Origin of the sequence: Kribbella sp. NBC_01245 (genome assembly GCF_036226525.1) — a bacterium.
Taxonomy (GTDB): Bacteria; Actinomycetota; Actinomycetes; order Propionibacteriales; family Kribbellaceae; genus Kribbella.
The window spans coordinates 5020857-5041268 of the sequence record NZ_CP108487.1; the positions used below are offsets into that span (position 1 = coordinate 5020857).

General features: G+C 68.0%; 19 protein-coding genes and 1 riboswitch. Of the genes, 11 read left to right on the forward strand and 8 right to left on the reverse strand.

Annotation, left to right across the window (positions count from 1 at the left end):
• Window positions 1-54: 54 nt before the first annotated feature.
• Together OG394_RS22645 and OG394_RS22650 are read left to right on the forward strand one after the other, a co-directional pair.
• Window positions 55-1524 (forward strand): flavin-containing monooxygenase, encoded by a 1470-nt coding sequence (locus OG394_RS22645; RefSeq protein ID WP_328989028.1) that lies wholly within the window; start codon window positions 55-57, stop codon window positions 1522-1524.
• Entirely contained in the window at window positions 1521-2345 is an 825-nt protein-coding gene (locus tag OG394_RS22650; RefSeq protein ID WP_328989029.1) for an SDR family oxidoreductase, read from the forward strand. Before OG394_RS22645 ends, OG394_RS22650 begins: the two co-directional genes overlap by 4 nt.
• On the opposite strand, the gene OG394_RS22655 is transcribed toward OG394_RS22650, so the two are convergent.
• Window positions 2281-2907 (reverse strand): bleomycin resistance protein, encoded by a 627-nt coding sequence (locus OG394_RS22655; protein WP_328989030.1) that lies wholly within the window; start codon window positions 2905-2907, stop codon window positions 2281-2283. The two genes, OG394_RS22650 and OG394_RS22655, sit on opposite strands and share 65 nt — an antisense overlap.
• 170 nt (window positions 2908-3077) lie before the next feature.
• Between OG394_RS22655 and OG394_RS22660 the strand changes: the two genes are divergently transcribed.
• Both OG394_RS22660 and OG394_RS22665 read left to right on the forward strand, forming a co-directional pair.
• Window positions 3078-4913 (forward strand): right-handed parallel beta-helix repeat-containing protein, encoded by a 1836-nt coding sequence (locus OG394_RS22660; protein ID WP_328989031.1) that lies wholly within the window; start codon window positions 3078-3080, stop codon window positions 4911-4913.
• A 98-nt stretch (window positions 4914-5011) separates the two neighbouring features.
• Window positions 5012-5413 (forward strand): hypothetical protein, encoded by a 402-nt coding sequence (locus tag OG394_RS22665; RefSeq protein ID WP_328989032.1) that lies wholly within the window; start codon window positions 5012-5014, stop codon window positions 5411-5413.
• Between the two features lie 69 nt (window positions 5414-5482).
• Here OG394_RS22665 and OG394_RS22670 read toward each other — a convergent pair whose 3' ends face one another.
• Together OG394_RS22670 and OG394_RS22675 are read right to left on the reverse strand one after the other, a co-directional pair.
• Window positions 5483-6760 carry a HAMP domain-containing sensor histidine kinase gene (locus tag OG394_RS22670; protein WP_328989033.1) on the reverse strand — a complete coding sequence of 426 codons (1278 nt, stop codon included), beginning with the start codon at window positions 6758-6760 and terminating at the stop codon, window positions 5483-5485.
• The gene (locus tag OG394_RS22675; protein ID WP_328989034.1) at window positions 6757-7437 is read right to left on the reverse strand and encodes a response regulator transcription factor; all 681 of its coding nucleotides are present in this window, start codon (window positions 7435-7437) and stop codon (window positions 6757-6759) included. Before OG394_RS22675 ends, OG394_RS22670 begins: the two co-directional genes overlap by 4 nt.
• A gap of 102 nt (window positions 7438-7539) precedes the next feature.
• Between OG394_RS22675 and OG394_RS22680 the strand changes: the two genes are divergently transcribed.
• Both OG394_RS22680 and OG394_RS22685 read left to right on the forward strand, forming a co-directional pair.
• Window positions 7540-7989 (forward strand): hypothetical protein, encoded by a 450-nt coding sequence (locus tag OG394_RS22680; protein ID WP_328989035.1) that lies wholly within the window; start codon window positions 7540-7542, stop codon window positions 7987-7989.
• 407 nt (window positions 7990-8396) lie between these two features.
• A riboswitch (cyclic di-AMP (ydaO/yuaA leader) is annotated at window positions 8397-8559 on the forward strand.
• Window positions 8559-9401, forward strand: a complete 843-nt coding sequence (locus OG394_RS22685; RefSeq protein ID WP_328989036.1) for a C40 family peptidase — start codon at window positions 8559-8561, stop codon at window positions 9399-9401. It overlaps the preceding riboswitch by 1 nt.
• A gap of 113 nt (window positions 9402-9514) precedes the next feature.
• Here the strand turns inward: OG394_RS22685 and OG394_RS22690 are convergent, their stop codons facing one another.
• Window positions 9515-10168 (reverse strand): response regulator transcription factor, encoded by a 654-nt coding sequence (locus OG394_RS22690; RefSeq protein ID WP_328989037.1) that lies wholly within the window; start codon window positions 10166-10168, stop codon window positions 9515-9517.
• Window positions 10165-11394 (reverse strand): sensor histidine kinase, encoded by a 1230-nt coding sequence (locus tag OG394_RS22695; protein WP_328989038.1) that lies wholly within the window; start codon window positions 11392-11394, stop codon window positions 10165-10167. Before OG394_RS22695 ends, OG394_RS22690 begins: the two co-directional genes overlap by 4 nt.
• 142 nt (window positions 11395-11536) lie before the next feature.
• Here OG394_RS22695 and OG394_RS22700 point away from each other — a divergent pair, with 142 nt between their 5' ends.
• The 3 genes from OG394_RS22700 to OG394_RS22710 all read left to right on the forward strand — a co-directional run bounded on the left by OG394_RS22700 (window position 11537) and on the right by OG394_RS22710 (window position 13674).
• On the forward strand, window positions 11537-12427 hold the full coding sequence (locus tag OG394_RS22700) for an ABC transporter ATP-binding protein (RefSeq protein ID WP_328989039.1): 891 nt from the start codon (window positions 11537-11539) through the stop codon (window positions 12425-12427).
• Window positions 12428-12470: 43 nt separating this feature from the next.
• On the forward strand, window positions 12471-13292 hold the full coding sequence (locus OG394_RS22705) for an ABC transporter permease (RefSeq protein ID WP_328989040.1): 822 nt from the start codon (window positions 12471-12473) through the stop codon (window positions 13290-13292).
• A 193-nt stretch (window positions 13293-13485) separates the two neighbouring features.
• Window positions 13486-13674: a DUF3073 domain-containing protein gene (locus OG394_RS22710; protein ID WP_328989041.1), complete on the forward strand. Its 189-nt coding sequence runs from the start codon at window positions 13486-13488 to the stop codon at window positions 13672-13674.
• Window positions 13675-14267: 593 nt separating this feature from the next.
• On the opposite strand, the gene purM is transcribed toward OG394_RS22710, so the two are convergent.
• Both purM and purF read right to left on the reverse strand, forming a co-directional pair.
• Window positions 14268-15344: a phosphoribosylformylglycinamidine cyclo-ligase gene (gene purM, locus OG394_RS22715; RefSeq protein WP_328989042.1), complete on the reverse strand. Its 1077-nt coding sequence runs from the start codon at window positions 15342-15344 to the stop codon at window positions 14268-14270.
• 57 nt (window positions 15345-15401) lie between these two features.
• A complete protein-coding gene (gene purF / locus OG394_RS22720; protein WP_328989043.1) occupies window positions 15402-16985 on the reverse strand; it encodes an amidophosphoribosyltransferase in 1584 nt (527 codons plus the stop codon).
• Window positions 16986-17229: 244 nt separating this feature from the next.
• Here purF and OG394_RS22725 point away from each other — a divergent pair, with 244 nt between their 5' ends.
• Together OG394_RS22725 and OG394_RS22730 are read left to right on the forward strand one after the other, a co-directional pair.
• A complete protein-coding gene (locus OG394_RS22725; protein WP_328989044.1) occupies window positions 17230-18213 on the forward strand; it encodes a helix-turn-helix transcriptional regulator in 984 nt (327 codons plus the stop codon).
• Window positions 18214-18681: 468 nt separating this feature from the next.
• Window positions 18682-19713, forward strand: coding sequence for a hypothetical protein (locus tag OG394_RS22730; RefSeq protein ID WP_328989045.1), 1032 nt, complete (start codon window positions 18682-18684; stop codon window positions 19711-19713).
• Here OG394_RS22730 and OG394_RS22735 read toward each other — a convergent pair.
• Window positions 19710-20405 (reverse strand): GAF and ANTAR domain-containing protein, encoded by a 696-nt coding sequence (locus tag OG394_RS22735; protein ID WP_328989046.1) that lies wholly within the window; start codon window positions 20403-20405, stop codon window positions 19710-19712. The two genes, OG394_RS22730 and OG394_RS22735, sit on opposite strands and share 4 nt — an antisense overlap.
• Window positions 20406-20412: the final 7 nt, after the last annotated feature.

Consider the following 20412-nt stretch of genomic DNA (forward strand, 5'->3'; position numbering starts at 1 on the left):
CTAGTGGTTGTTTCACCTTCCGCAGGTATCCAAATACCGCTAGTCTCCGAAAGCATGAACGAGACACGGCAGTACGACGTTCTGGTGATCGGCGCCGGCGCCTCCGGGATCGGCGCCGCCATCCGGCTGAGGCAGGCGGGGCGCGACTTCGCCGTACTGGAGAAGGCGGACGACCTCGGCGGCACCTGGCGGGACAACTCGTATCCAGGCTGCGCTTGCGACGTACCGTCCGCGCTCTATTCGTATTCCTTCGCGCCCAATCCGGAATGGACCCGGGCCTTCGCCGCCCAGGCCGAGATCCAGGCGTATTTGCGCACGACCGCCGAGCGGTACGACGTACAGTCGCGGATTCGGTTCGGCGTCGAGTTGGAGCGTGCCGATTGGGACGAGTCGGCCGGACTTTGGCGACTGGAAACGACCGATGGGCCTTATGCCGCAAGGATCCTGATCTCGGGCACCGGGCCGTGGCACCAGCCGTTGATCCCGGAGATCGCCGGGTTGTCCGAATTCACCGGTGAGGTTTGGCATTCGTCGCGGTGGAATCACTCGTACGACCTGAAGGCCAAGCGTGTCGCCGTGATCGGGACGGGTGCTTCGGCGGTCCAGTTCGTACCGAAGATCCAGCCGTCGGTCGCGGAACTCCACTTGTTCCAGCGAACGGCGCAATGGGTGCTGCCCAAGCCCGACCACTACGTACCGCAGGCGGAACGCTGGTTGATGCGCTCCTTCCCGGCGGCCCAGCGCGCGCTGCGATCCGCGGAGTACGCCGGGATGGAGTTGCTCGGCCTGGGCTTCCGCCACCCTTGGCTCCTTCGCCAGGTGCAGCGAGTCGGACGACTCCACCTGCGCCGGGCGGTGCGCGATCCGCTGCGGCGCGCGGCGTTGATGCCCGACTACACGCTTGGCTGCAAGCGGCTTCTGCTCTCCAACGACTACTACCCAGCGGTTGCCGCCAGCAACGTTGTGGTTCATCCGGGCTTGAGGGTTGTCGATGGCAACAAGCTGGTCGATGCCGATGGCAATGAAACGGTCGTGGACGCGATCATTCTCGGTACTGGGTTCCACATCCTGGACTTGCCGATCGCGCACCGGGTGTACGACGCGGACGGGCAAAGTCTGGCGGAGCATTGGAAGGGCAGCCCGCAGGCCTATCTCGGCACCACGGTGAAGGGATTCCCGAACGCCTTTCTCCTCCTTGGCCCGAGTCTTGGCACGGGACATACGTCCGCTTTCATGATTCTCGAGGCGCAGTTGCGTTATGCGCTTGGTGGTGTCGAGGCGATCCTGCGCGGGGATTGGCATAGCGCCGAGATTCGTCCAGAGGCGCAGGACGCTTTCAACGCCGAGGTGCAGGAAGGATTGGCGGGGACCGTTTACGAGACAGGCGGTTGTGCCAGCTACTACCACGACGCGAATGGGCGGAACAGCTTCAGCTGGCCGTGGTCGACGGCCCGAATGCGTCGCAGAATAAGGGATTTCGACCCGGCCGACTATCTCGTGAGTGAAAAGGCGGGTGTGCGATGAGGTATCCACCGATCGAGTTGAGGCGCGCGGTCGTGATCGTCACCGGCGGCGGTCGCGGGATCGGCCGCGCCACCAGCCAGGCCTTCATCGAGGCGGGCGCCACGGTCTGCATCGGCGACCTCGACGTCGACCTCGCCCGGGAGGTCAGCCCGCACACATACCAGGTAGACGTCACCGATCGGACTTCGTTCGCGGCGTTCGTCGGCGAGGTGCTGGCCGAGTTCGGCCGGGTCGACGTACTCGTCAACAACGCGGGCGTGATGCCGCTCGGCGCGTTCCTGGACGAGCCAGACGCCCTCAGCCGCACAACTCTCGACGTGAACGTCTGGGGCCTGATCCACGGTATGCGCCTGGTCCTGCCCGGCATGATTGCCCGAGGCAACGGCCATATCGTCAACATCGCCTCGATGGCGGGCAAACTGCCACTGCCGGGGATGGCCGTCTACAACGCCAGCAAGTACGCCGCGGTGGGGCTGACCGCTGCGGTACGACGCGAGGTGCGCGCCTCGGGCGTGAGCGTGAGCGCGGTGCTGCCGAGCGCGGTCCGGACCGGGCTCGCGTCCGGCGTACCGGTTGGTGGTGCGCTGCCCACGGTCGATCCCGAGGACATCGCGGCCGCGGTCATCCGCAGCTGCCGCACCCGCCGAGCGGAAACGCCCGTGCCCGGTTATCTGGCCGGTTGGGACCTGCTCGCGGCCGTCACCCCCGAGCCGCTGATGAACCTCGGCCGCCGTCTCGTCCGGGACGACCGCGCCCTCACCTCGGTCGACGCGACCAGCCGTGCGGCGTACGAGGCGAGGGTCGCGAAACAGTCGCCATGAGGACAGCTGTGACCGCAATTCCTCGATAGCGGCCAGGTCGGCATCGAGGGCGGCCGGCCTCGAGCACCTTGATGGCGGCGGGGATATCGCCACGGGCGTCGCCTTGGCGGGCGGCGTTGAGCAGCACCCGGTCGAGCTGTCCCGCCGTCTCGGCCTGGTCGTCTTTCTCGGCCTGGCCCGGCGAGGTGATCCGGAGCCAGTTGCCTCCCGGGTCGACGACCGAGAACCCGCCGGTGGTGCCCTGTTTGCGGCGCGGCCGGGTCATCCGCGGCAACCCGCTGACCGGCAGCTTCCCGTACGCCGCGCGCAGGCCGGCCGCGAACTCGTCGTACAGGACAGCGATATCGGGCACCACCACGATCACGTTGCCGAGGGAAGTCTCGGGATCGAACTCGGGGATGCCAAAAAAGTGCAGGTCGAGCCCGCCACGCTGCAGGCACAGGTACGGATTCGGCCGGGCTTGGCGGTAGGTGACGGTGAAACCGAGGGCTTCGTAGAAGGGCACGATGTCGTCGAGGTGGCGGCAGGGCAGGATCGGAATCGTTCGCTCCACTGAACTCACCCAAACAGCGTACGCTGTCCGGAGTTTCTTCGCCCATGGTTTTCGGCTTGGCTCTGGATCACGAGTGGGGTTGCTGGCATCTTGGGACTGCCAACCGGGGTGGATGGCGCGGCTGTGGGGGAACACGGGCCGCTGAATCGAGCCGGCAGCGGCTCGGGGGGATGGTCGTGATGCGTCGTTTTGCCTTGTTCTGTTCGGGTTTGCTGGTTGCGGCGAGCATTTTGACAGTGCCGAGTACGGCCCACGCCGCGACGATCAACGTCACCACGACGGCCGATGTCGTCAATGGCGGTGACGGAGTGACGTCGTTGCGAGAGGCCGTCACCAGTGCGAACGCGGCAGGTGACGCGACCACGATCACGCTCGCGGCGGCCGCGACGTACGGGCTTGGATTGTGTGGCGCGACCGAGGACGGCAACGCCAACGGCGACCTCGACAGTACGTCGGCCCTGGCGCTGACGATCCAGGGCAATGGCTCGACGATCGACCAGAACTGTGCGGGCGAGCGCGTGCTGGAGACCCTTGACGACACCGGTTCGATCAGCCTGGTCGCGGTGACGTTGACGGGCGGCGATGAGACGGACGGCGCTGCCTTGAAGTATGCGAACGACGCCGCCGTCCTGAGCGGATCCGTTGCTACTGGCAACAATGCGGGTGGCGGACGAGTCCTGTCCGGGCCGGATATGGGCGGCAGTCTGCAACTCACCTCGTCGTCAGTGAGCGGCAACACGGGTACGGGTGTCTCGTTGTCCTTCGGCTCGGTGACGATCACCGGCAGCACGATCTCGACCAACACCGGCCGCGGCGTCAGCCTCACCGACGGCGCGCTGTCGGTCACCGGATCGACCGTCAGCGGGAACGGTGGGGATGGCCTGCGTACGACGGGACAGGGCTCGGGCCATTTCACGGTGGTCGGTACGACGGTGAGCGGTAACGCCGGCACGGGCGTGATCTGCTCCGCATGTGGCGATCTGACCGTGACGGATTCGGTTGTCACCGGCAACCACCCGGGCAGCAGCTCGGCGGGTGGTGGCATCCAGATCAGCTTCGACCAGGACGCGCCGACCGATCAGCCTGTCGTCACGATCACCACGTCGACCATCTCCGGCAACTCCCGGACCGGCGCCGGTGGTGGCGTCAGCGCCGAACTGCTGGAGAACACCGACAACCCGCCGCCCGCGCAGATCCTGATCAACCGGTCGACCATCACCGGGAACAGCGCGTCCGGCGTACCGGACAGTCAGGGCGGTGGCGTGTACGCCGAGACGGGCGAGGTGCGGATCGACAACTCCACCATCACGCAGAACTCGGCCGAGGCCGCGGGTGGCGGCGTCTACACGCTGGCGCATGACGTGTTCCTTCGGCACGCGACCATCACCGAGAACTCCGCGGGCGGCGTCGGCCGGAACGTCGCGACCAACGCGGCACTGCACACCTTCGCGTCGATCGTTGCCTTCGGCCCTGGTTTGAGTGGCGATTGCGGGATCGAGTTGCTGACGTACTCGGGTGGGTACAACCTGGCCGGGGACGACACCTGCTCGCTGGCCGGTACGGGTGATGTGAGTAATGCGGGCGATCCGTTGCTTGGCGCCTTGGCGAACAATGGCGGTCCGACGATGACGATGTTGCCGGAGGTGGCGAGTCAGGCCCGCGGGCTGGTTCCGGCGGCGGCTTGCACGGTGCTCACGATCGACCAGCGTGATACGGCGCGGCCGCAAGGTGCCGCGTGCGAGGCGGGGGCCGTTGAGGTGGCGGAGGCGCCACCCGCGCCGGCTTGTACGAAGACGGGCACGTCCGGGTCCGACCTGTTGATCGGAACGCCCGGGGCCGACGTACTGTGCGGGCTCGGCGGGGACGACGTACTGCTAGGTGCCCAGGGCAACGACATCCTGCTTGGTGGGGATGGGCGCGATCTGCTCATCGGCGGCAAGGGGCTGGACACGGTCGACGGTGGTCCGGGGCAGGATCTCTGCCCGAGTCCTGGTGATACGCGGATCAGTTGTTGACCGCTTTAACCTCGGCTTAGTGTTCGGTGGGTGTGGGCTTGAGGGGTGGAACGACATCGTCATGGGTGTCAGGAGATGAACGAAACAAGGAGAAGACCATGACGAAGCGCAGCAAGCTCGCCCTCACCGGAGTCACCGTGATCGCAGTGGCAGGCCTGACCCTGGGCCTCGCCACGCCCGCCCTCGCCCGGGCTCTGGATCCGGCCGACTCACCCACGCCGTCCGTCACCAGCACCACCTGGACGGATGACGACCATGCGGATCGGGACGACGACAACGGCGGCCGCGTCGATCGGGATGACCGGGACGAGGCCGGCGACGACCGGGACTCTCGCGATGACCGCGACGACCGGGACAACCGGGACGGTGTCGAGCGGGATGACGACAGCCCGGCCGAGCGGAAAGCCGAGGCTGCGGACGACCAGTGCGAGGCCAAGTACGGCGACGACGCCCGCGAATGCGCCGCCCTCGACGCCGCCGAAGAACGCCTCGACCGCTGACCCTCCTACCAAGTGCAGCCGGACGAGCCTCCTCAGCTCGCCCGGGCTGCTCTTCTTTAGAAAGGTGGTTCAGGGTGCGCCGAGGGTGAGGGTGATTTGGGCCCCGCCTAGGCGGGAGCGGGCGGCGGTGAGGGTGCCGCCGGAGGATTCGGCGGCTCGGCGGGCGATGTCCAGGCCGAGGCCGGTTGAGCCGGCGCCGCTTTCGCCGCGAGCCACGAGGTCCACGTCGGGAAGGCCCGGACCTCCGTCGCCGATGACCAGGCGGCAACCGCCGGTAGGCACGACCGTCACCGTGATCGCGATCGGCGCGCCTTCGGGCGTGTGGGCGAAGACGTTGCCCAGCAAGGCGTCGACGGCCGCGTCGAGTTCTGCCTTGGCCAGGCGTACGGCGATCGGCCCGGGCGGGAGGTCCACCGTCATCTCGCGATCCTGGTCGTCGGCCAGCACCTGCCAGAACGCCGCCCGCGCCCGGACCGCCGCAACCGCCTCGCACTGAACCGACACCTCGTCGTGCATCGGCAACCGAGCCGCCGCGATCACGTCGTCCACCACCCGGCGCAGTTCTTCAGCGGTGGCACCAAGAGCAGCACGCTCCTCGTCATCGCGCAGGGATCCCGCTTCCAAACGGAGGGCGGTGAGCGGGGTGCGGAGGCGGTGCGAGATATCCGCGACGCGCTCGCGTTCGGCCACCAGCAGCTCGCCGATCCTGGCCGCGAGGCGGTCGAGCGCACCACCGACTTCGCGGAGCTCGCGTGGGCCCGTCACGTCAGCTCGTGCGGAGAGGTCGCCTGCCTCCAGACGCGAGGCGGTCTCGGCGAGTCGCCGTACGGGCCCTAAGAGAGAGGTGGCCAAACGGTCCGCAACCAGGACGGCGACAACGAGTAGGACTAGCCCGAGCGCGGCCAGGATCAGCCAGACCTGCTGGACGCCTGCCGTCAGCTCCCCGGCCGGCACGAAGACGCGGATGACCGTCGCTCGAGGCTCGACGCCCGCGACTCCGATCAGCAATTCGAGGCCGCTGTCCGTTCTATAGGAGAAGGAGCGCGGTTGCTGGGCAAGCGTCACTCGCTCGGTCGCCGGGACCTGTGCCCCGAGGACGGAGCCGTCCGGCAGATAGAGGGAGACGGGCCGGTCCTCGGAGTCCGCGTTGATGGCCAGCATGGTCGTCTCCAGCTGTGCGCGCGGCGCGATACCGGTGATCGCGACGAGCGGCTCGACCTCCTGGCGGGCGGACGAGATCGCCCGATCGGCCGCGACCTGCCGGATCACCAGCGCGAGCGGCACCAGGAACGCGATCAGTACCAACGTGGTCGTCGCCGTCACCAGGACGAGGATCTGCCGTCTCACGGCGCGAGCAGTTTCACGCCGACACCGCGGACGGTGTGCAGATAGCGCGGCTGCTGCGCCGATTCGCCGAGCTTGCGCCGCAACCAGGACAGATGGACGTCGACGGTTTTGTCCGAACCGCCGTACGGCTGACGCCAGACCTCGGTCAGCAACTCCTTCTTGGTCACCACCTCGCCCGCCCGGGCCGCGAGGAACGCCAGCAGGTCGAACTCCTTCGGGGTCAGATCCACCGGTACGCCGCTCAGCTCGACCGTGCGGGCGCGGGACCGGATGACCAGGCCGCCTACCTCGACCGGGATCTCCGCCGCGTCACCATCGGCGGCTCGGCGTAATATCGCGCGGATCCGGGCGTCCAACTGGATCGCGCTGTACGGCTTGACCACGTAGTCGTCCGCTCCGGCGTCCAGTGCCGCCACCATCGACGGATCGTCGTCGCGGGCCGTCGCGACGATCACCGGCACCCGGCTGACCGCCCGCAACATCCGGAGCAACTCGCTGCCGTCGAGATCCGGCAGACCCAGATCGAGTACGACGAGATCGGGCCGGCCGTCGATCGCCTGTTGCAGACCCGCCATCGCGGTCGGCGCCGAACTCACGGCATGGCCGAGATCGGTCAGCGCCCGGAGCAGCGCCGTACGGATCCGGGCATCATCCTCGATCACCAGTAGCTGCGACACCCGCCCAACGTAACCGGGCGATCACCCGCGCGGGCGGCAATCTGCTGCGGCTTGGCCTTCTCTTAGCCTCGGCTTAGCCCGGCGCGCGGCAGACTGGCGGCCATGAGACGACCTCTGCTGCTGGTGGGCTTCTGGACGGTCGCCGTATTGGCCGCCACCGGGATCGGCCTGCTCGCGGTCTCGTTCGCGGGCCCCGGGCTGCCCGGTGCGGGCGCGAGCGGCGACGAACCGCTGACCGGGCCAGAGGTGAGCAAGGCCCTCGCGACCCGGACCACCCCCACAGCTGGTACGCCGGCCCCCTCGCAGGTGACAGGTAAGGCCGTCCCCTTCCGGCAGTTGGGCAATTACGTGCTGGCGTCCTGCGGCACGAACGGCCTGGCGTCCCTGCTGAACTTCACGCCCGCGGGTGGCTGGCAGGTCGACGACGACGTACAGCGCGGGCCTGCCGCCGAGGCCGAGGTGAAGTTCGAAGGGCCCGATTCGGATCTCAAGGTTCGGGTCCAGTGCCGGGCCGGCGCGCCCGTCTTCACACCCGAGGTCCAGCCCGACTGATCGGACGACTGAAGGCCGTTCCAGACCTGTAATCAGCCCTGAACGCAGAGTTATCCACAGGCGTGGGTAACTCTGATCCGCTGACGCGGCAGCTAGATCGGCTGAGGTGTCAGCCAACGCCGCGCGCACGCTTTGTGGCCGTTGTCACAGAGAGCCACGGCCGCGAAATGCCGAATGTGACCGGGGTCACACAAAATCGCTCTCTGCCCGCCTGAAGGCCGCTTAGACGCGCTCAGGACACCTGGTGTTCACCATCGGGCCCCAAGCCGGGAGAGGGCCGTTCAGAGGCTTTCGGAGTGGCTTCTGTGGATAGATGGGTTTGCGTCGTGACCGTTCTGTTATACAGTCGCTGACGGTTCGCCGAATTCGTCGAACTGCATGTGCGTCAACGCCGAGTCCTGTCAGGGCGCACATGTTCCCCTCAACAACTACTGACAGGAGTGGGGGACCCAGGAGGTTGGGTCCGAGACCAGATGGTCGGAGACCCTGGGGTGAAGTCGCGGGAGCGACCGGGCGAAGTTTTCCAGCCCGAACCCGACAGCTAACTCCGCAGGCGTCGGGAGACAACCATGCCCGTCACTGCCCGACGGACGTCGCTTTTGCGCGCCCAGAGTCCGATCAGTAGCGAGGCCAGCACCCGACCGACCGGTCGCGGACTGGCCAAGCACCGTAAGACCAAGCCCGCCGCAGCACCTCGCGCCGCAGCCGCCATGACCCTTTCGGTCGGCCTCGCGGTCAGCGGCGGAGCAGCTCTCAGCGTTGCCGGCACCCCGCAGACCGCGGACGCCGCCACCTCCTCCGCGGCCAAGACCCGCGGCAGCATGCCGATCAAGTCCAAGCCCGCTCTGCGCTACGGCGACTCCGGCAGCGCGGTCAAGTACGTGCAGTACCGTCTGCGCATCCCGATGACCAGCTGGTACGGCGCGAAGACCCGCACCGCGGTGAGCGACTTCCAGCGTGCGATCAAGCTGCCGCGTACCGGCACGATGACGAAGCAGACCTGGGGCTCGCTGTTCTACATCGCGAAGCACCCGATCAAGAAGAAGACCACCGCCAGCACCAGCTTCCACAAGCGCGTGCTGCGGGAGGCCTACAAGCTGCGTGGCACCCCGTACCGTTACGGCGGCACGACCCCCCGCGGTTTCGACTGCTCCGGCTACACCGGCTACGTGTACAAGAAGGCCGGCAAGAAGCTGCCCCGCGTCTCGCGTGCTCAGTACGCGGCCACCAAGCACATCTCGCGCAGCGCCGCGAAGCCTGGTGACCTGGTGTTCTTCAAGAGCGGCAGCGGCCGGGTCTACCACGTCGGCATCTACGCCGGCGGCAACACGCTGTGGCACTCCTCGAAGCCGGGCACACCGGTCAGGAAGTCAAAGATCTGGAGCTCGCGCGTCGCCTTCGGCCGCGCGTAAGCAGCTTCAGCCCGTCAGTGCCGCCTCACCGCGGTGCTGACCCCGAAACCGGTCGTACCCCGTTGCCCCCACCCCTCCAGCGGCGTACGACCGGTTTCGCATGTCCGGAATCGCTAATCGAGTAGCCCCGCGTCGTGGGCCAGGATCGCGACCTGGACGCGGTTGGTGGCGTTGAGCTTGACCAGCACCCGCGAGACGTGGGCCTTCACGGTCGCCTCGCTCATGAACAGCTCCCGCCCGATATCGGCGTTCGACAGACCGCGCCCGACGGCGGCGAGGACCTCGCGTTCGCGATCGGTGAGAGCGGTCAGGCGCTCTGCCGCGGCCCGTTGCCGGTCGTTCCGGCCGCTGGCGGCGAAGTGCCCGATCAGGCGGCGCGTCACCGCCGGCGACAACATCGCGTCCCCCGCCGCGACGACGCGGACGGCCTGGACCAGCTCGCGGGGCGGGGTGTCCTTCAGCAGGAACCCGCTGGCGCCCGCCTGCAACGCCCGGAACACGTAGTCGTCCAGGTCGAACGTCGTCAGCACCACCACCTTGGGTGGATCCGGCAGCGCCTGCACGTCCCGGGTCGCGGCCAGACCGTCGAGCCGCGGCATCCGGATGTCCATCAGTACGACGTCCGGCTGGTGCTTGCGGACCATCTCCACCGCGTCCGCGCCATCGCCCGCCTCGGCGACCACCTCCAGGTCGTCGGCCGATTCGAGGATCATCTTCAGCCCGGCCCGGACCAATGCCTCATCGTCGACGATGAGCAATCGCGTCACTGTGCCACCTTGTTCTCTCCATCGGGTCCATCAGCGCTATCGATTCCAGCAGGTTCAGCGGGTTCAGCGGGTCCGGCCGCGGCCGTCGTCGGTGGGGTCCACGGCAGGCGGGCCTCGACGCGCCAGCCACCATCGTGGTCCGGGCCGGCGACCAGTGTGCCGCCGGCCAGACTCACGCGCTCGCGCAGACCGACCAGCCCGGCACCGGATCCAGGCAGCAGCGCCCCGGCCGCCACCGGCCGCAGATTGGCCACCCGGACCAGCAGCTGACCGCCCTCCGAGGTCACCAGCACCTCGGTCGCGGCATTGCGCGCGTGCTTGTGCACGTTGGTCAGCGACTCCTGCACGATCCGGTAGACGGTCCGGCCAAGCCCCGCGGGCACTTCGGGCGGCAGCTCGATCCGGGCCGACACGTTCACCCCCGCCGCACGAGATGCCTCGACCAGGCGGGTCAGATCGGCCGCCGCGGGGATCGGGGCCAGGTCGGCACCGCCCGCGCTGAGATCGGTCCGCAGTACGCCGAGCACCTCGCGCAGGTCCTCCATCGCCTGGCGCGCGGTCTCCCGGATCAGCGCGGCCGAGCTCTCCACCTTCTCCGGCCCGACGGACGGGTTCACCTCCAGACCACCGGCGTGCAAGGCGATCAGCGACACCTTGTGGGCGAGCACGTCGTGCATCTCCTGGGCGATCCGCGCGCGTTCGCCGAGCCGGGCCTGGTCGGCGCGCAACTCCCGCTCTGACTCCGCCCGCTCGGCCCGGTCCCGCAGTGAGGCCATCAGGTCCCGCCGGGCACCGATATAGGCGCCGGCCGCGACCCAGGCCCCGATCACGAACGGGCCGGTCACCAGCAGTACGCCGATGCTCTCGGCCCCGGTCGGGCTGTTCCCGAGCACGAACGCGGCGTACGCCAGGAGGCTCATCAGCGCGAGCACGGTGTCGCGGCGGCGGATCGCCAACGTGAACAGGGCGAACCCGAGTGGCCCGAGCACCATCGCGGCGGCCTGGGCCCCGATCGCGATGAACGTGACCGCGACCGGATAGCGGCGCCGCCACCACAGCGCGAGCGAGGCGATCACGCCGACGATGAAGGTAAGGGTCGAGTCCGCGCCGGACTGCGTCATCGCCTCGGCGAGTGTGTAGAACAGGCCGAAGGCAATGAAGAGCAGATCCCGTAGCCGCGGTGCGTGCTTACGGAACCAGGCATGCCAGCGCCGCAGACGTTCCACTTGACCACCCTAAGTCGGTTGCCCGCCGCAAACGTCCCCCGAAGGTCTCGGTCCGCGGGTGTGTTCGCGCGACTTTCGTAGGGGGTAGGTCGAGACGCACGGTCGATGTGCCACCCCTGTCCCGACCGGCAGAGTTCAGGTCATGATCACCGTCGAGAACCTGAGCAAGCGCTACGGCAACCACACGGCCGTCAACGACGTGTCCTTCACCGTGGAGCCGGGCACTGTCACCGGCTTCCTCGGCCCGAACGGCGCCGGAAAGTCCACCACCCTGCGGATGCTGACGGGGCTCACCCCGCCCACGTCCGGTACGTCGACCATCGCCGGCCGCCGCTATGCCGAACTGCCGAACCCGGGCCGGGTCGTCGGCGTGATGCTGGACGCCGCCGCGCAGCACCCGGGCCGCACCGGCCGCGAGACCCTGCTGCTGAACGCGGGCCTCCTCGGCGTACCTGCGCGGCGGGCCGACGAGATGCTCGAGGCCGTCGGTCTGACCCCAGCCGCGAAGAAGCGCGTAGGGCAGTACTCGCTCGGTATGCGCCAGCGGCTCGGTATCGCCTCGGCGCTGCTCGGTGATCCGGCTGTGCTGATCCTGGACGAGCCTGCCAACGGGATGGACCCGGAGGGCATTCGCTGGATGCGCGGGCTGCTCCAGGACTTCGCCTCCCGCGGCGGCACCGTCGTACTGTCCAGCCACCTGCTGGGCGAGGTGCAGGCGACCGTCGACCGCCTGGTCGTGATCGGCGGCGGCAAGATCGTCGCCAACGGCTCCCTGGACGAACTGCTGGCCGGGCAGGGCACGCTGGTCCGCGCCCTCGACCCGAACGCCTTGCACGAGGCGCTCGTCGCAGCCGGGTTCGCCGTCGAGCCGGGCTCGGAAGGCGCGCTGCGCGTCGAGGCGACCGCCGAGCAGGTCGGCCGGGTCGCCCATGCGGCCGGCCAGATCCTGGTCGAGCTGCGCGAGAGCGACAGCGCCGGCCTCGAGGACCTGTTCTTCCAGCTGACCGGGCCGGCCGACCAGCTCGTCGCCTGATCCCCCACTCTTCTTCTCTTCGACTGCCAGGAGCACAGCCACTATGAGCGTCACAGAAATCAACCGTCCGGCCGAAGCGGTCGCGACCACTGCCATCGCCCGGCATCGCGCCGAGGCGGCCGATCTGCCGCCGGTTCGCGGTCAGTCCTTCTTCCTGCTGGTCCGGACCGAGCTGCGCAAGTCGGTCAACACCCGCAGCGGCCGGGTGCTGCTGCTCGCCATCCTGGCGCTGGCCCTGTTCGCGGTCGGCTGGCAGTTGACCCACCTGGGCGACGGCCGGATCACGCCCGAGTTCTTCATCGGGCCGACCTCCACCGGCGTGATGTTGCTGCTGCCGGTGATCGGCGTGATGGCGATGACGAGCGAGTGGTCCCAGCGGACCGCGCTGACCACCTTCACGCTGTCACCGCGCCGGGTCCGGGTTCAGCTGGCCAAGTTCGTCTCGGCCATCGTGCTGAGCGTCGTCGTCCTGACCGTGACCACCCTGCTCGCGCTGGCCGCGATCCCGGTCGGTGGCGCCATCAGCGGTGACGGCAGCACCTTCGCCGGACTGGGCGGCACGCTCGCCGGGATGTACCTGACCGCCGCGCTGAACGTCGTGATGGGTGCCGCCTTCGGTGCCGTACTGGCCAACACCGCGGTCGCGATCGTGGTCTTCTTCATCGCCCCGACCGCGTGGTCGCTGGCCGGCCCGGCGCTCTTCAAGGACAACGCCCAGTGGCTCGACGTCTTCGGCGCCTTCGGCCGGATCGCCGAGCGCGACCTGAACGGGATGCTGCCCGAGACGCTCACCGCACTGACTGTGTGGATCGTCTTGCCGACCATCGCCGGACTGTGGGCAAGCTCACGTCGAGAGGTCAAATAACCCCCTGAACACGGAAGGCCCGGCCGGTTTGAGGGGACCAGCCGGGCCTTTCGGGGTTTTATCTGCTGTCCGGAGAGGGGGCGGGGTGTGTGTCGATCCCCTCCTCCGGGTAATCTAGAGCCACGATTACTGACGACTGATCCGTGGGCGCCGCACTGCGTACCCGGTTGACTTGTGCGAGGGGGTCGACGCTATGGGGCGCGGCCGTGCAAAGGCCAAGCAGACGAAGGTCGCACGCGACCTGAAGTACCGCACCTGGGACACCGACCTGGACCAGCTCAAGAAAGAGCTGTCCGGCGGCGACGAGGGCGGAAACCGATCTGCGAGTGGTGACGACTCAGAAGTCGGCGACGACGCCGACGACTACCACCCCCGTCGGTAAAGCCACATCAAGCAAGACGATCTGCCTGGCGCCACCCGCACCAGGCAGATCGCCCCTTGCCTGACACCGACAACACACACCGAGCCACGCGAACACTCCGCCACGCCCGGACACACCCGGCCCTCCCGCCACGCGAGGCCTTCCCGCGCCCAGGCACACACCAAGCCGGCCCTCACCCCACGCGACGTAATGCCGCGCCCGGGAAATACCCCAAGCCGGACCTCACGCCCCGCGAAGTAATCCCGCACCCGCGAAGACCTTCAGCGGGCCGTACGCCACGCGAGGTAGTGCCGCGCCGGGGAAGACTCACGCCACTGAGGTATTCATCGGGCCCTTCTGACCACAGCGAGGACCCGACACGTACAGGCAGCGGCAACTCAGTGGTCAGAAGGGCCCGATGAATACGCTCGGGTTAACCCAAGCCACAGCCGATACGCCACCACGCCGGCCCCGAGCCCTCGACCTTCGCCACCTGGAGCAACACGGCGGGCGTTCTTTTGGCGACGATCGGACCCGTTTTGCCGCTGGAAGGCAGCCTGCACCTGACAGGGACGAGCGGCAAAACGGGTCCGATCGTCGCCAAAAGAACGGGGTCAGACCGCGTAGTCGCCCTGAAGCTCCACTCGCGGCTCCGACGTACCGGAAGTGACCTCGCCGCAGACCCACGCCTTGATGTCCCGCTCAGCCAATACCGCGATCGCCCGATCAGCCGCCTCCGGGGCAACGACCGCGACCATCCCCACACCCATATTCAACGTCTTCTCGAGCTCCAGCTGCGGCACGCCGCCGAGCTCCCCGACCAACTGGAAAACCGGCGCCGGCGTCCAAGTCGACCGGTCGATCCGCACCGTCAGGTCCTCGGGAATCACCCGGCCGAGGTTCGCCGCGAACCCGCCACCCGTGATGTGCGACATCGCGTGCAACGGCCGCTCATCGGCAGTGTTCAAAGCGCGGATCAAGTCCAGGCAGTGCTTCGCATAAACCCGCGTCGGCACCAGCAACGTGTCGCCCAGCGTGCCACCGAACTCCGGCACCTCCCGGTCAAGCTCCCACCCGGCACGATCAAAGAACACATGCCGAACCAGGGAGTACCCATTCGAGTGCAACCCCGACGACGCCATCGCCACAACCACATCACCCGCACGAACCCGATCAGCGCCAAGCAGCTCATCGGCCTCGACCACCCCAGTGGCAGCACCCGCGATGTCGTACTCCGCAGGCCCCAGCAACCCCGGGTGCTCGGCCGTTTCACCACCCACCAACGCCGTACCAGCCTCGACACACCCCTCGGCGATCCCCTTAACGATCTGCGCGATCGTCTCCGGCACCACCTTCCCGCAGCAGATGTAGTCGGTCATGAACAGCGCCTCAGCACCGCAGACCACCAGATCGTCAACAACCATCCCGACCAGATCGAACCCGATCGTGTCGTGCCGGTCCATCCGCTGCGCGATCGCCACCTTCGTACCGACACCATCAGTAGACGTAGCCAACAACGGCCGCCGGTAGCTCTTCAGCGCAGACGCGTCAAACAACCCCGCGAATCCCCCCAGACCACCAACAACCTCAGGACGGGTCGCCTTCGCCACCCATTCCTTCATCAGCTCGACGGCCCGGTCACCGGCCTCGATGTCGACACCCGCGGCCGCGTAGCTCGCGCCTTCAGTCACTTCAGATCTCCTTCTAGTCCCGCGACTTCTAGTCCCGCGAACGACGTACGGCGAAAGTCACGGCCGGCTGAGCGCGTCCGCGGCACCGGCACCACCAGTGACCGTGGCCAGGCCGTCGACATCGGTACGCCCGTTGGGCTGCTCGAGCAGGTGCTTGCCGAGGTGCTCGGGATCGGGCAGCGCCACCGGGTAGATGCCGTCGAAACAGGCCCGGCACAACCGGTCCTTCGGCACGGTGGTGGCCTCGATCAGGCCGTCCAGGCTGATGTAGCCGAGACTGTCCGCGCCGATCGAGCGGCAGATTTCCTCGGTGTTCAGCCCGTTGGCGATCAGCTCTGCGCGGCTGGCGAAGTCGATACCGTAGAAGCACGGCCACTTCACGGGCGGCGACGAGATCCGGACGTGGATCTCGGCCGCGCCGGATTCGCGCAGCATCTTGATCACCGCGCGCTGGGTGTTACCGCGGACGATCGAGTCGTCGACCACGACCAGGCGCTTGCCCTCGATGACCTCGCGCAGCGGGTTCAGCTTGAGCCGGATACCGAGCTGGCGGATGGTCTGGCTGGGCTGGATGAAGGTCCGGCCGACGTACGCGTTCTTGACCAGGCCCGAGCCGTACGGAATACCCGACTCCTCGGCGTACCCGATGGCGCCGGGAGTGCCTGACTCCGGGGTCGCGATCACCAGGTCGGCCTCGACCGGGTGCTCGCGGGCCAGCACGCGGCCGACCTGGACCCGGGTGGTGTGGATCCGCTGGCCGGAGATCTGGGTGTCGGGCCGGGCCAGGTAGACGAACTCGAACAGGCAGCCCTTCGGGTCGGCCTCGGCGAACCGGGTCGAGCGCAGCCCCTGCTCGTCAATCGCGACGAGCTCGCCGGGCTCGATCTCCCGGATGAAGGTGGCGCCGACGATGTCGAGGGCGGCCGTCTCGCTGGCCACCACCCAACCCCGCTCGAGGCGGCCCAGCACCAACGGCCGGATGCCCTGCGGATCGCGGGCGGCGTACAGCGTGGACTCGTCCATGAAGACGAGGCTGAACGCGCCGCGGACCTTCGGCAGCACCTTCGCGGCGGCCTGCTCGATGGTCAGGTCGGCGTAACCGGCCAGCATGGTGGTGAGGATGTCGGTATCCGACGAGGCGCCGTGCTTGGCGTTGGCCCGGGCGTGCGCCGGGGCTTCCTTGCCGTTGACGTCGAGGTCCAGACCGAGGTCGAGGTCGTCGCCGCCGGCCAGCGCGGCCGCCAGCTCACCGGTGTTGGTGAGGTTGCCGTTGTGGCCGAGCGCGATCGAGCCGGTCGCGGTGGACCGGAACGTCGGCTGGGCGTTGGCCCAGACGCTCGATCCGGTCGTCGAGTACCGGCAGTGACCGACCGCGATATAGCCCTTGAGGGACGCGAGGGTCGCCTCGTCGAAGGCCTGGCTGACCAGTCCCATGTCCTTGTAGACCAGGATCTGGGTTCCGTTGCTGACCGCGATACCAGCTGATTCCTGGCCGCGGTGCTGCAGAGCGTAGAGCCCGAAATAGGTGAGTTTGGAAACCTCTTCACCCGGAGCCCAGACACCGAAGACGCCGCATGCGTCCTGGGGGCCTAGGTCCTGCGGGTCAAGGTCATGGGTCAGTCGTCCATCGCCACGGGCCACGCCCTCAGTCTACGGGAGGTCCGATGGTCACCAGCACACGACGCAGGGGCGGTCCGGCGGGCCGTTCGTGGCGGCGGCCGCGGGCATGACCGAGATCACGCTAAGGGCCAGCCCGGCGACCAGCGCGACCAGGATGCGTTTCATTGCCTCACTCCTTAATGCACCACAAAAACAACGAACAGCGACCGCAATCCGACGCACTGTCGATTAAGGTCGGTTCCAAACACGCGTTGGAAGGTGCTCAGTGCTGGAACCGCTCGGGCTGGACGAAGCCACGTTCGCGGTCTACCACGCCCTCTTACGTGATCCGGACAGTACGCCGGAACTGCTTGCCAAGTCACTAGAAATGACTTTGGACGACGTATACCGCCTGATGGAACGCCTTCGCCGGCTGGAGCTGCTGGTCCCGACTTGGACCACCCCGGGCCTCGAGCACGCCGTCCATCCCCGCGTCGGTCTGACCGGCCTGGCCGAGCGCCGTCGCAGCGAGTTGAACCGGCTCTTCGGCGAACTGCGCGAGGCCGAGTCGTCCGCGGAAGTCCTCGCCGAGCAGTACAACGAGCTCCTCGGCGCCCGGACGAGTGCCGACATCGAGGTTCTGAAGGGCCGGGCGAACGCCTCGCGCCGAATCGAAGAGCTCGGGATGAAGGCCAAGGACTCGTTCTGGGCCCTGATCCCGGCCCACGTCGACGACACTCTGTCCCCGGCCGAAGAATCCCCCGACATCCCCCTCCTGGAGCGCGGGATCCGGCTGCGCACGGTCTACCTCCAGAGCATGACCGTCAGCAAGACCGGTCTCGAGTACGCCGCCACGATCCACCGCCTCGGCGGCGAGGTCCGGGCCACTCCGACGCTGCCGCTGCGCCTGCTCATCATCGACAGCGAGCTCGCGATCATGCCGCTGGACCCCGAGTCGCACTCCACTGGCGCCGTCATCCACCGCAGCCCGGCCGTAGTCGCCCTCGCGACGGCTCTCTTCGACTCCTACTGGTCCCGCGCAAGCGAGATCTTCGCCCCAGAGGACCGCGAAAGCGACACCCCTCTCACCGCCCACGAGGCCGAAGTCCTTCGCCTCCTAGCCGGCGGCGCCAAGGACGAACAAGTCGCCCGCCTCCTCGGCATCTCCCTCCGTACGGCCCGCCGCATCACCGCCAACCTCTCCGAACGCCTAGACGCCACCAGCCGCTTCGAACTAGGCGTAGCCGCCGCCAAACGCGGCTGGGTCTAACCCTCCTCGGCCCCGCCGTAGCCCAGCAAGCCGCGAACCGCAATCTGTGGAAAAGCCTCTCGCGAGGTGCCTCCTTGTGTCGCGCGTGTGCAAACACAACAAGGCACCTCGCGGCAAGGTTTTCCACAAATCTGCCCGAGCGTGTGTGGTTGGGCTCTGATGCCGTGGGCTCGGTGTCCACAGGTAGGCCGCATTTCGCGTCCGACCGTGGCAGTGATCTCCACAGGCGCGACGCACTTTTCGGCGTTGACAGTGCCTACCGTCTGGATCAGACGCGACCACTCGCGGTAGAAGAAGGGGAGCGGGCCGTCGGATTGGGGGCTGGGTTTCGCGTGCTTGAGGGCGGTTTTGGGAAGGCGGCGGGTGGGGTTTTTGGGGGCGCGCCGGTTTGGGTTTTCATAAAGGTCGAACAAACGTATGGTTACCTTACGTGTCAGTGTGATTACTCCAAGTGCGCTGGGGGACATCATGACGACGGGGAGCAACGCACGGGGTTCTCGTGATGCCGACCGGGTGCGGGAGCGGCAGGGCGAGGCCCTCACCGCGACCGCCGAGGTGGAACGACGGGCCACGGCCCTGCGGGAGATTCTGGCCGCCGGTCTGCGGGATCCGGTCCGCATCCCGTTCGCCGCGTTGCGCCGGCAGCCCGCGCTACGGCCGTTCGAACCAGGCCCGGACGAACGGGCCGAAAAGCCGCCACGGTGGGAGGACTACGCCGTACCGGAGCCGTCCGGGTTGCGCAGACTCCTGCAGGCGAAGGAGATCGAGGCCCGGCGCAATGCCGCGCATGCCAGGTTCGCCCGGGACGAAGCGGCGTACAAGCGTCGTGAGGAGGAACGGGTCTTCCGGCTGCGGCAGCGGCGCAATCGCCATGCCGTCGAAATGGCGGTGCTGCGCCGACGGGCCGAGGCGGAGAACGCGCGCATCGACGAGTTGGAGGTCGGCTACCGCGTGGGCCATCCCGACGCCGTCCGGGAGTACGTCGGCCTGGTGCTGTCGCACCGCCGGCTCCCGGACGGCGTACCTGCCAAGGTGGACGTACGGTACCAACCCGAGTCGAGCCGTCTCTCCCTGGTTTTCGACCTCCCCGGCCCCGGCGTGATCCCAGCGGTGGTGGGCTATCGATACGTCCGCACCCGGGACGCCATCGACGAACGCGCAAGGCCTTTGAATGAACGCAAACAGCGGTACGCCGACCTGGTCGCGCAACTCGTCCTGCTCCGCCTGAACGACGCCTTCGCCACCTGCTCGGGCGACCTCGTCAGCGAAGTCGCGATCGCGGCCCTGGTCCCGATCCGCGACCGCGCCACCGGCTGGCCGGCCCGTCCTTGCCTCGCGAGCGTCGTCACCACCCGCGCCTGCTTCAGCGAACTCCACCTGGCCGACCTCAGCCCACCCGAAGCCCTCGAACGCCTAGGCGCCCGCCTCTCCCCCCGCCCCTTCGACCTCTACCCCACCCGCCCCTTCTTCGACCCGGAACGAGTGCGGCATCACCACTAGTCGGGCAGACCCCGGCGGTCGACGACGTGTTGGGCTACGTCGCGGAGTTTGGTGTTGGTGTCTTGGGAGTAGCGCTTGAGGATGGCGAAGGCGCGGTCGTCGTCGACGTCGTACTTCATCATCAGGATGCCCATCGCCTGGCCGACCAGCTTGCGGGCGTCGACGGCCTTGGCCATCGTCTCCTCGTGCCGGGCGGCGGCGACGGCGATGGAGGCGTGCCGGGCGAGGATGTGCGCGACGGCCTCGTCGTCGGCGCCGAAGGCATTCCGCGAGGAGTGGTAGAGGCTGAGTACGCCGACGGTCTGGTCGCTGACGGCCAACGGCACGTCCAGCACGCTGCCGATGCCGAGCGCCTCGGCCTTGGCCGCCCATTCGGGCCAGCGGGTTTCGGCCGGGGCGTCGGGGATGCGGATCGTCACCTGGTCGTTCAGCGAGGTCAGCAACGGCCCGTCGCCGGCGTCGATCTGGAGCTGGTGCATCTGCTCGACCACCGGGTCGGTCACCGCGCCCACCTCGGCGCGGTGACCGCGAACTGCCAGCGCCAGTCCGGCGTGGGTGCAGTTGACCGCCTTCAGCGCGAACTGCAGCACGGCGTCGACGGTTTCCTCGACCCCGTCGGCGTCGTGCAACTCCATCGCGAGCTCGGCGTACGTATGAGCCTCGATCGGCTCCTCAGGGTCGAACTCGGGCATGGCCGGA

Bases quoted from the DNA above. Each gene is read 5' to 3' on its own strand.
- OG394_RS22645 (WP_328989028.1), top strand. From the start codon at position 55: ATGAACGAGACACGGCAGTACGACGTTCTGGTGATCGGCGCCGGCGCC.
- OG394_RS22650 (WP_328989029.1), top strand. From the start codon at position 1,521: ATGAGGTATCCACCGATCGAGTTGAGGCGCGCGGTCGTGATCGTCACC.
- OG394_RS22660 (WP_328989031.1), top strand. From the start codon at position 3,078: ATGCGTCGTTTTGCCTTGTTCTGTTCGGGTTTGCTGGTTGCGGCGAGC.
- OG394_RS22665 (WP_328989032.1), top strand. From the start codon at position 5,012: ATGACGAAGCGCAGCAAGCTCGCCCTCACCGGAGTCACCGTGATCGCA.
- OG394_RS22680 (WP_328989035.1), top strand. From the start codon at position 7,540: ATGAGACGACCTCTGCTGCTGGTGGGCTTCTGGACGGTCGCCGTATTG.
- OG394_RS22685 (WP_328989036.1), top strand. From the start codon at position 8,559: ATGCCCGTCACTGCCCGACGGACGTCGCTTTTGCGCGCCCAGAGTCCG.
- OG394_RS22700 (WP_328989039.1), top strand. From the start codon at position 11,537: ATGATCACCGTCGAGAACCTGAGCAAGCGCTACGGCAACCACACGGCC.
- OG394_RS22705 (WP_328989040.1), top strand. From the start codon at position 12,471: ATGAGCGTCACAGAAATCAACCGTCCGGCCGAAGCGGTCGCGACCACT.
- OG394_RS22710 (WP_328989041.1), top strand. From the start codon at position 13,486: ATGGGGCGCGGCCGTGCAAAGGCCAAGCAGACGAAGGTCGCACGCGAC.
- OG394_RS22730 (WP_328989045.1), top strand. From the start codon at position 18,682: ATGACGACGGGGAGCAACGCACGGGGTTCTCGTGATGCCGACCGGGTG.
- OG394_RS22735 (WP_328989046.1), bottom strand. From the start codon at position 20,405: ATGCCCGAGTTCGACCCTGAGGAGCCGATCGAGGCTCATACGTACGCC.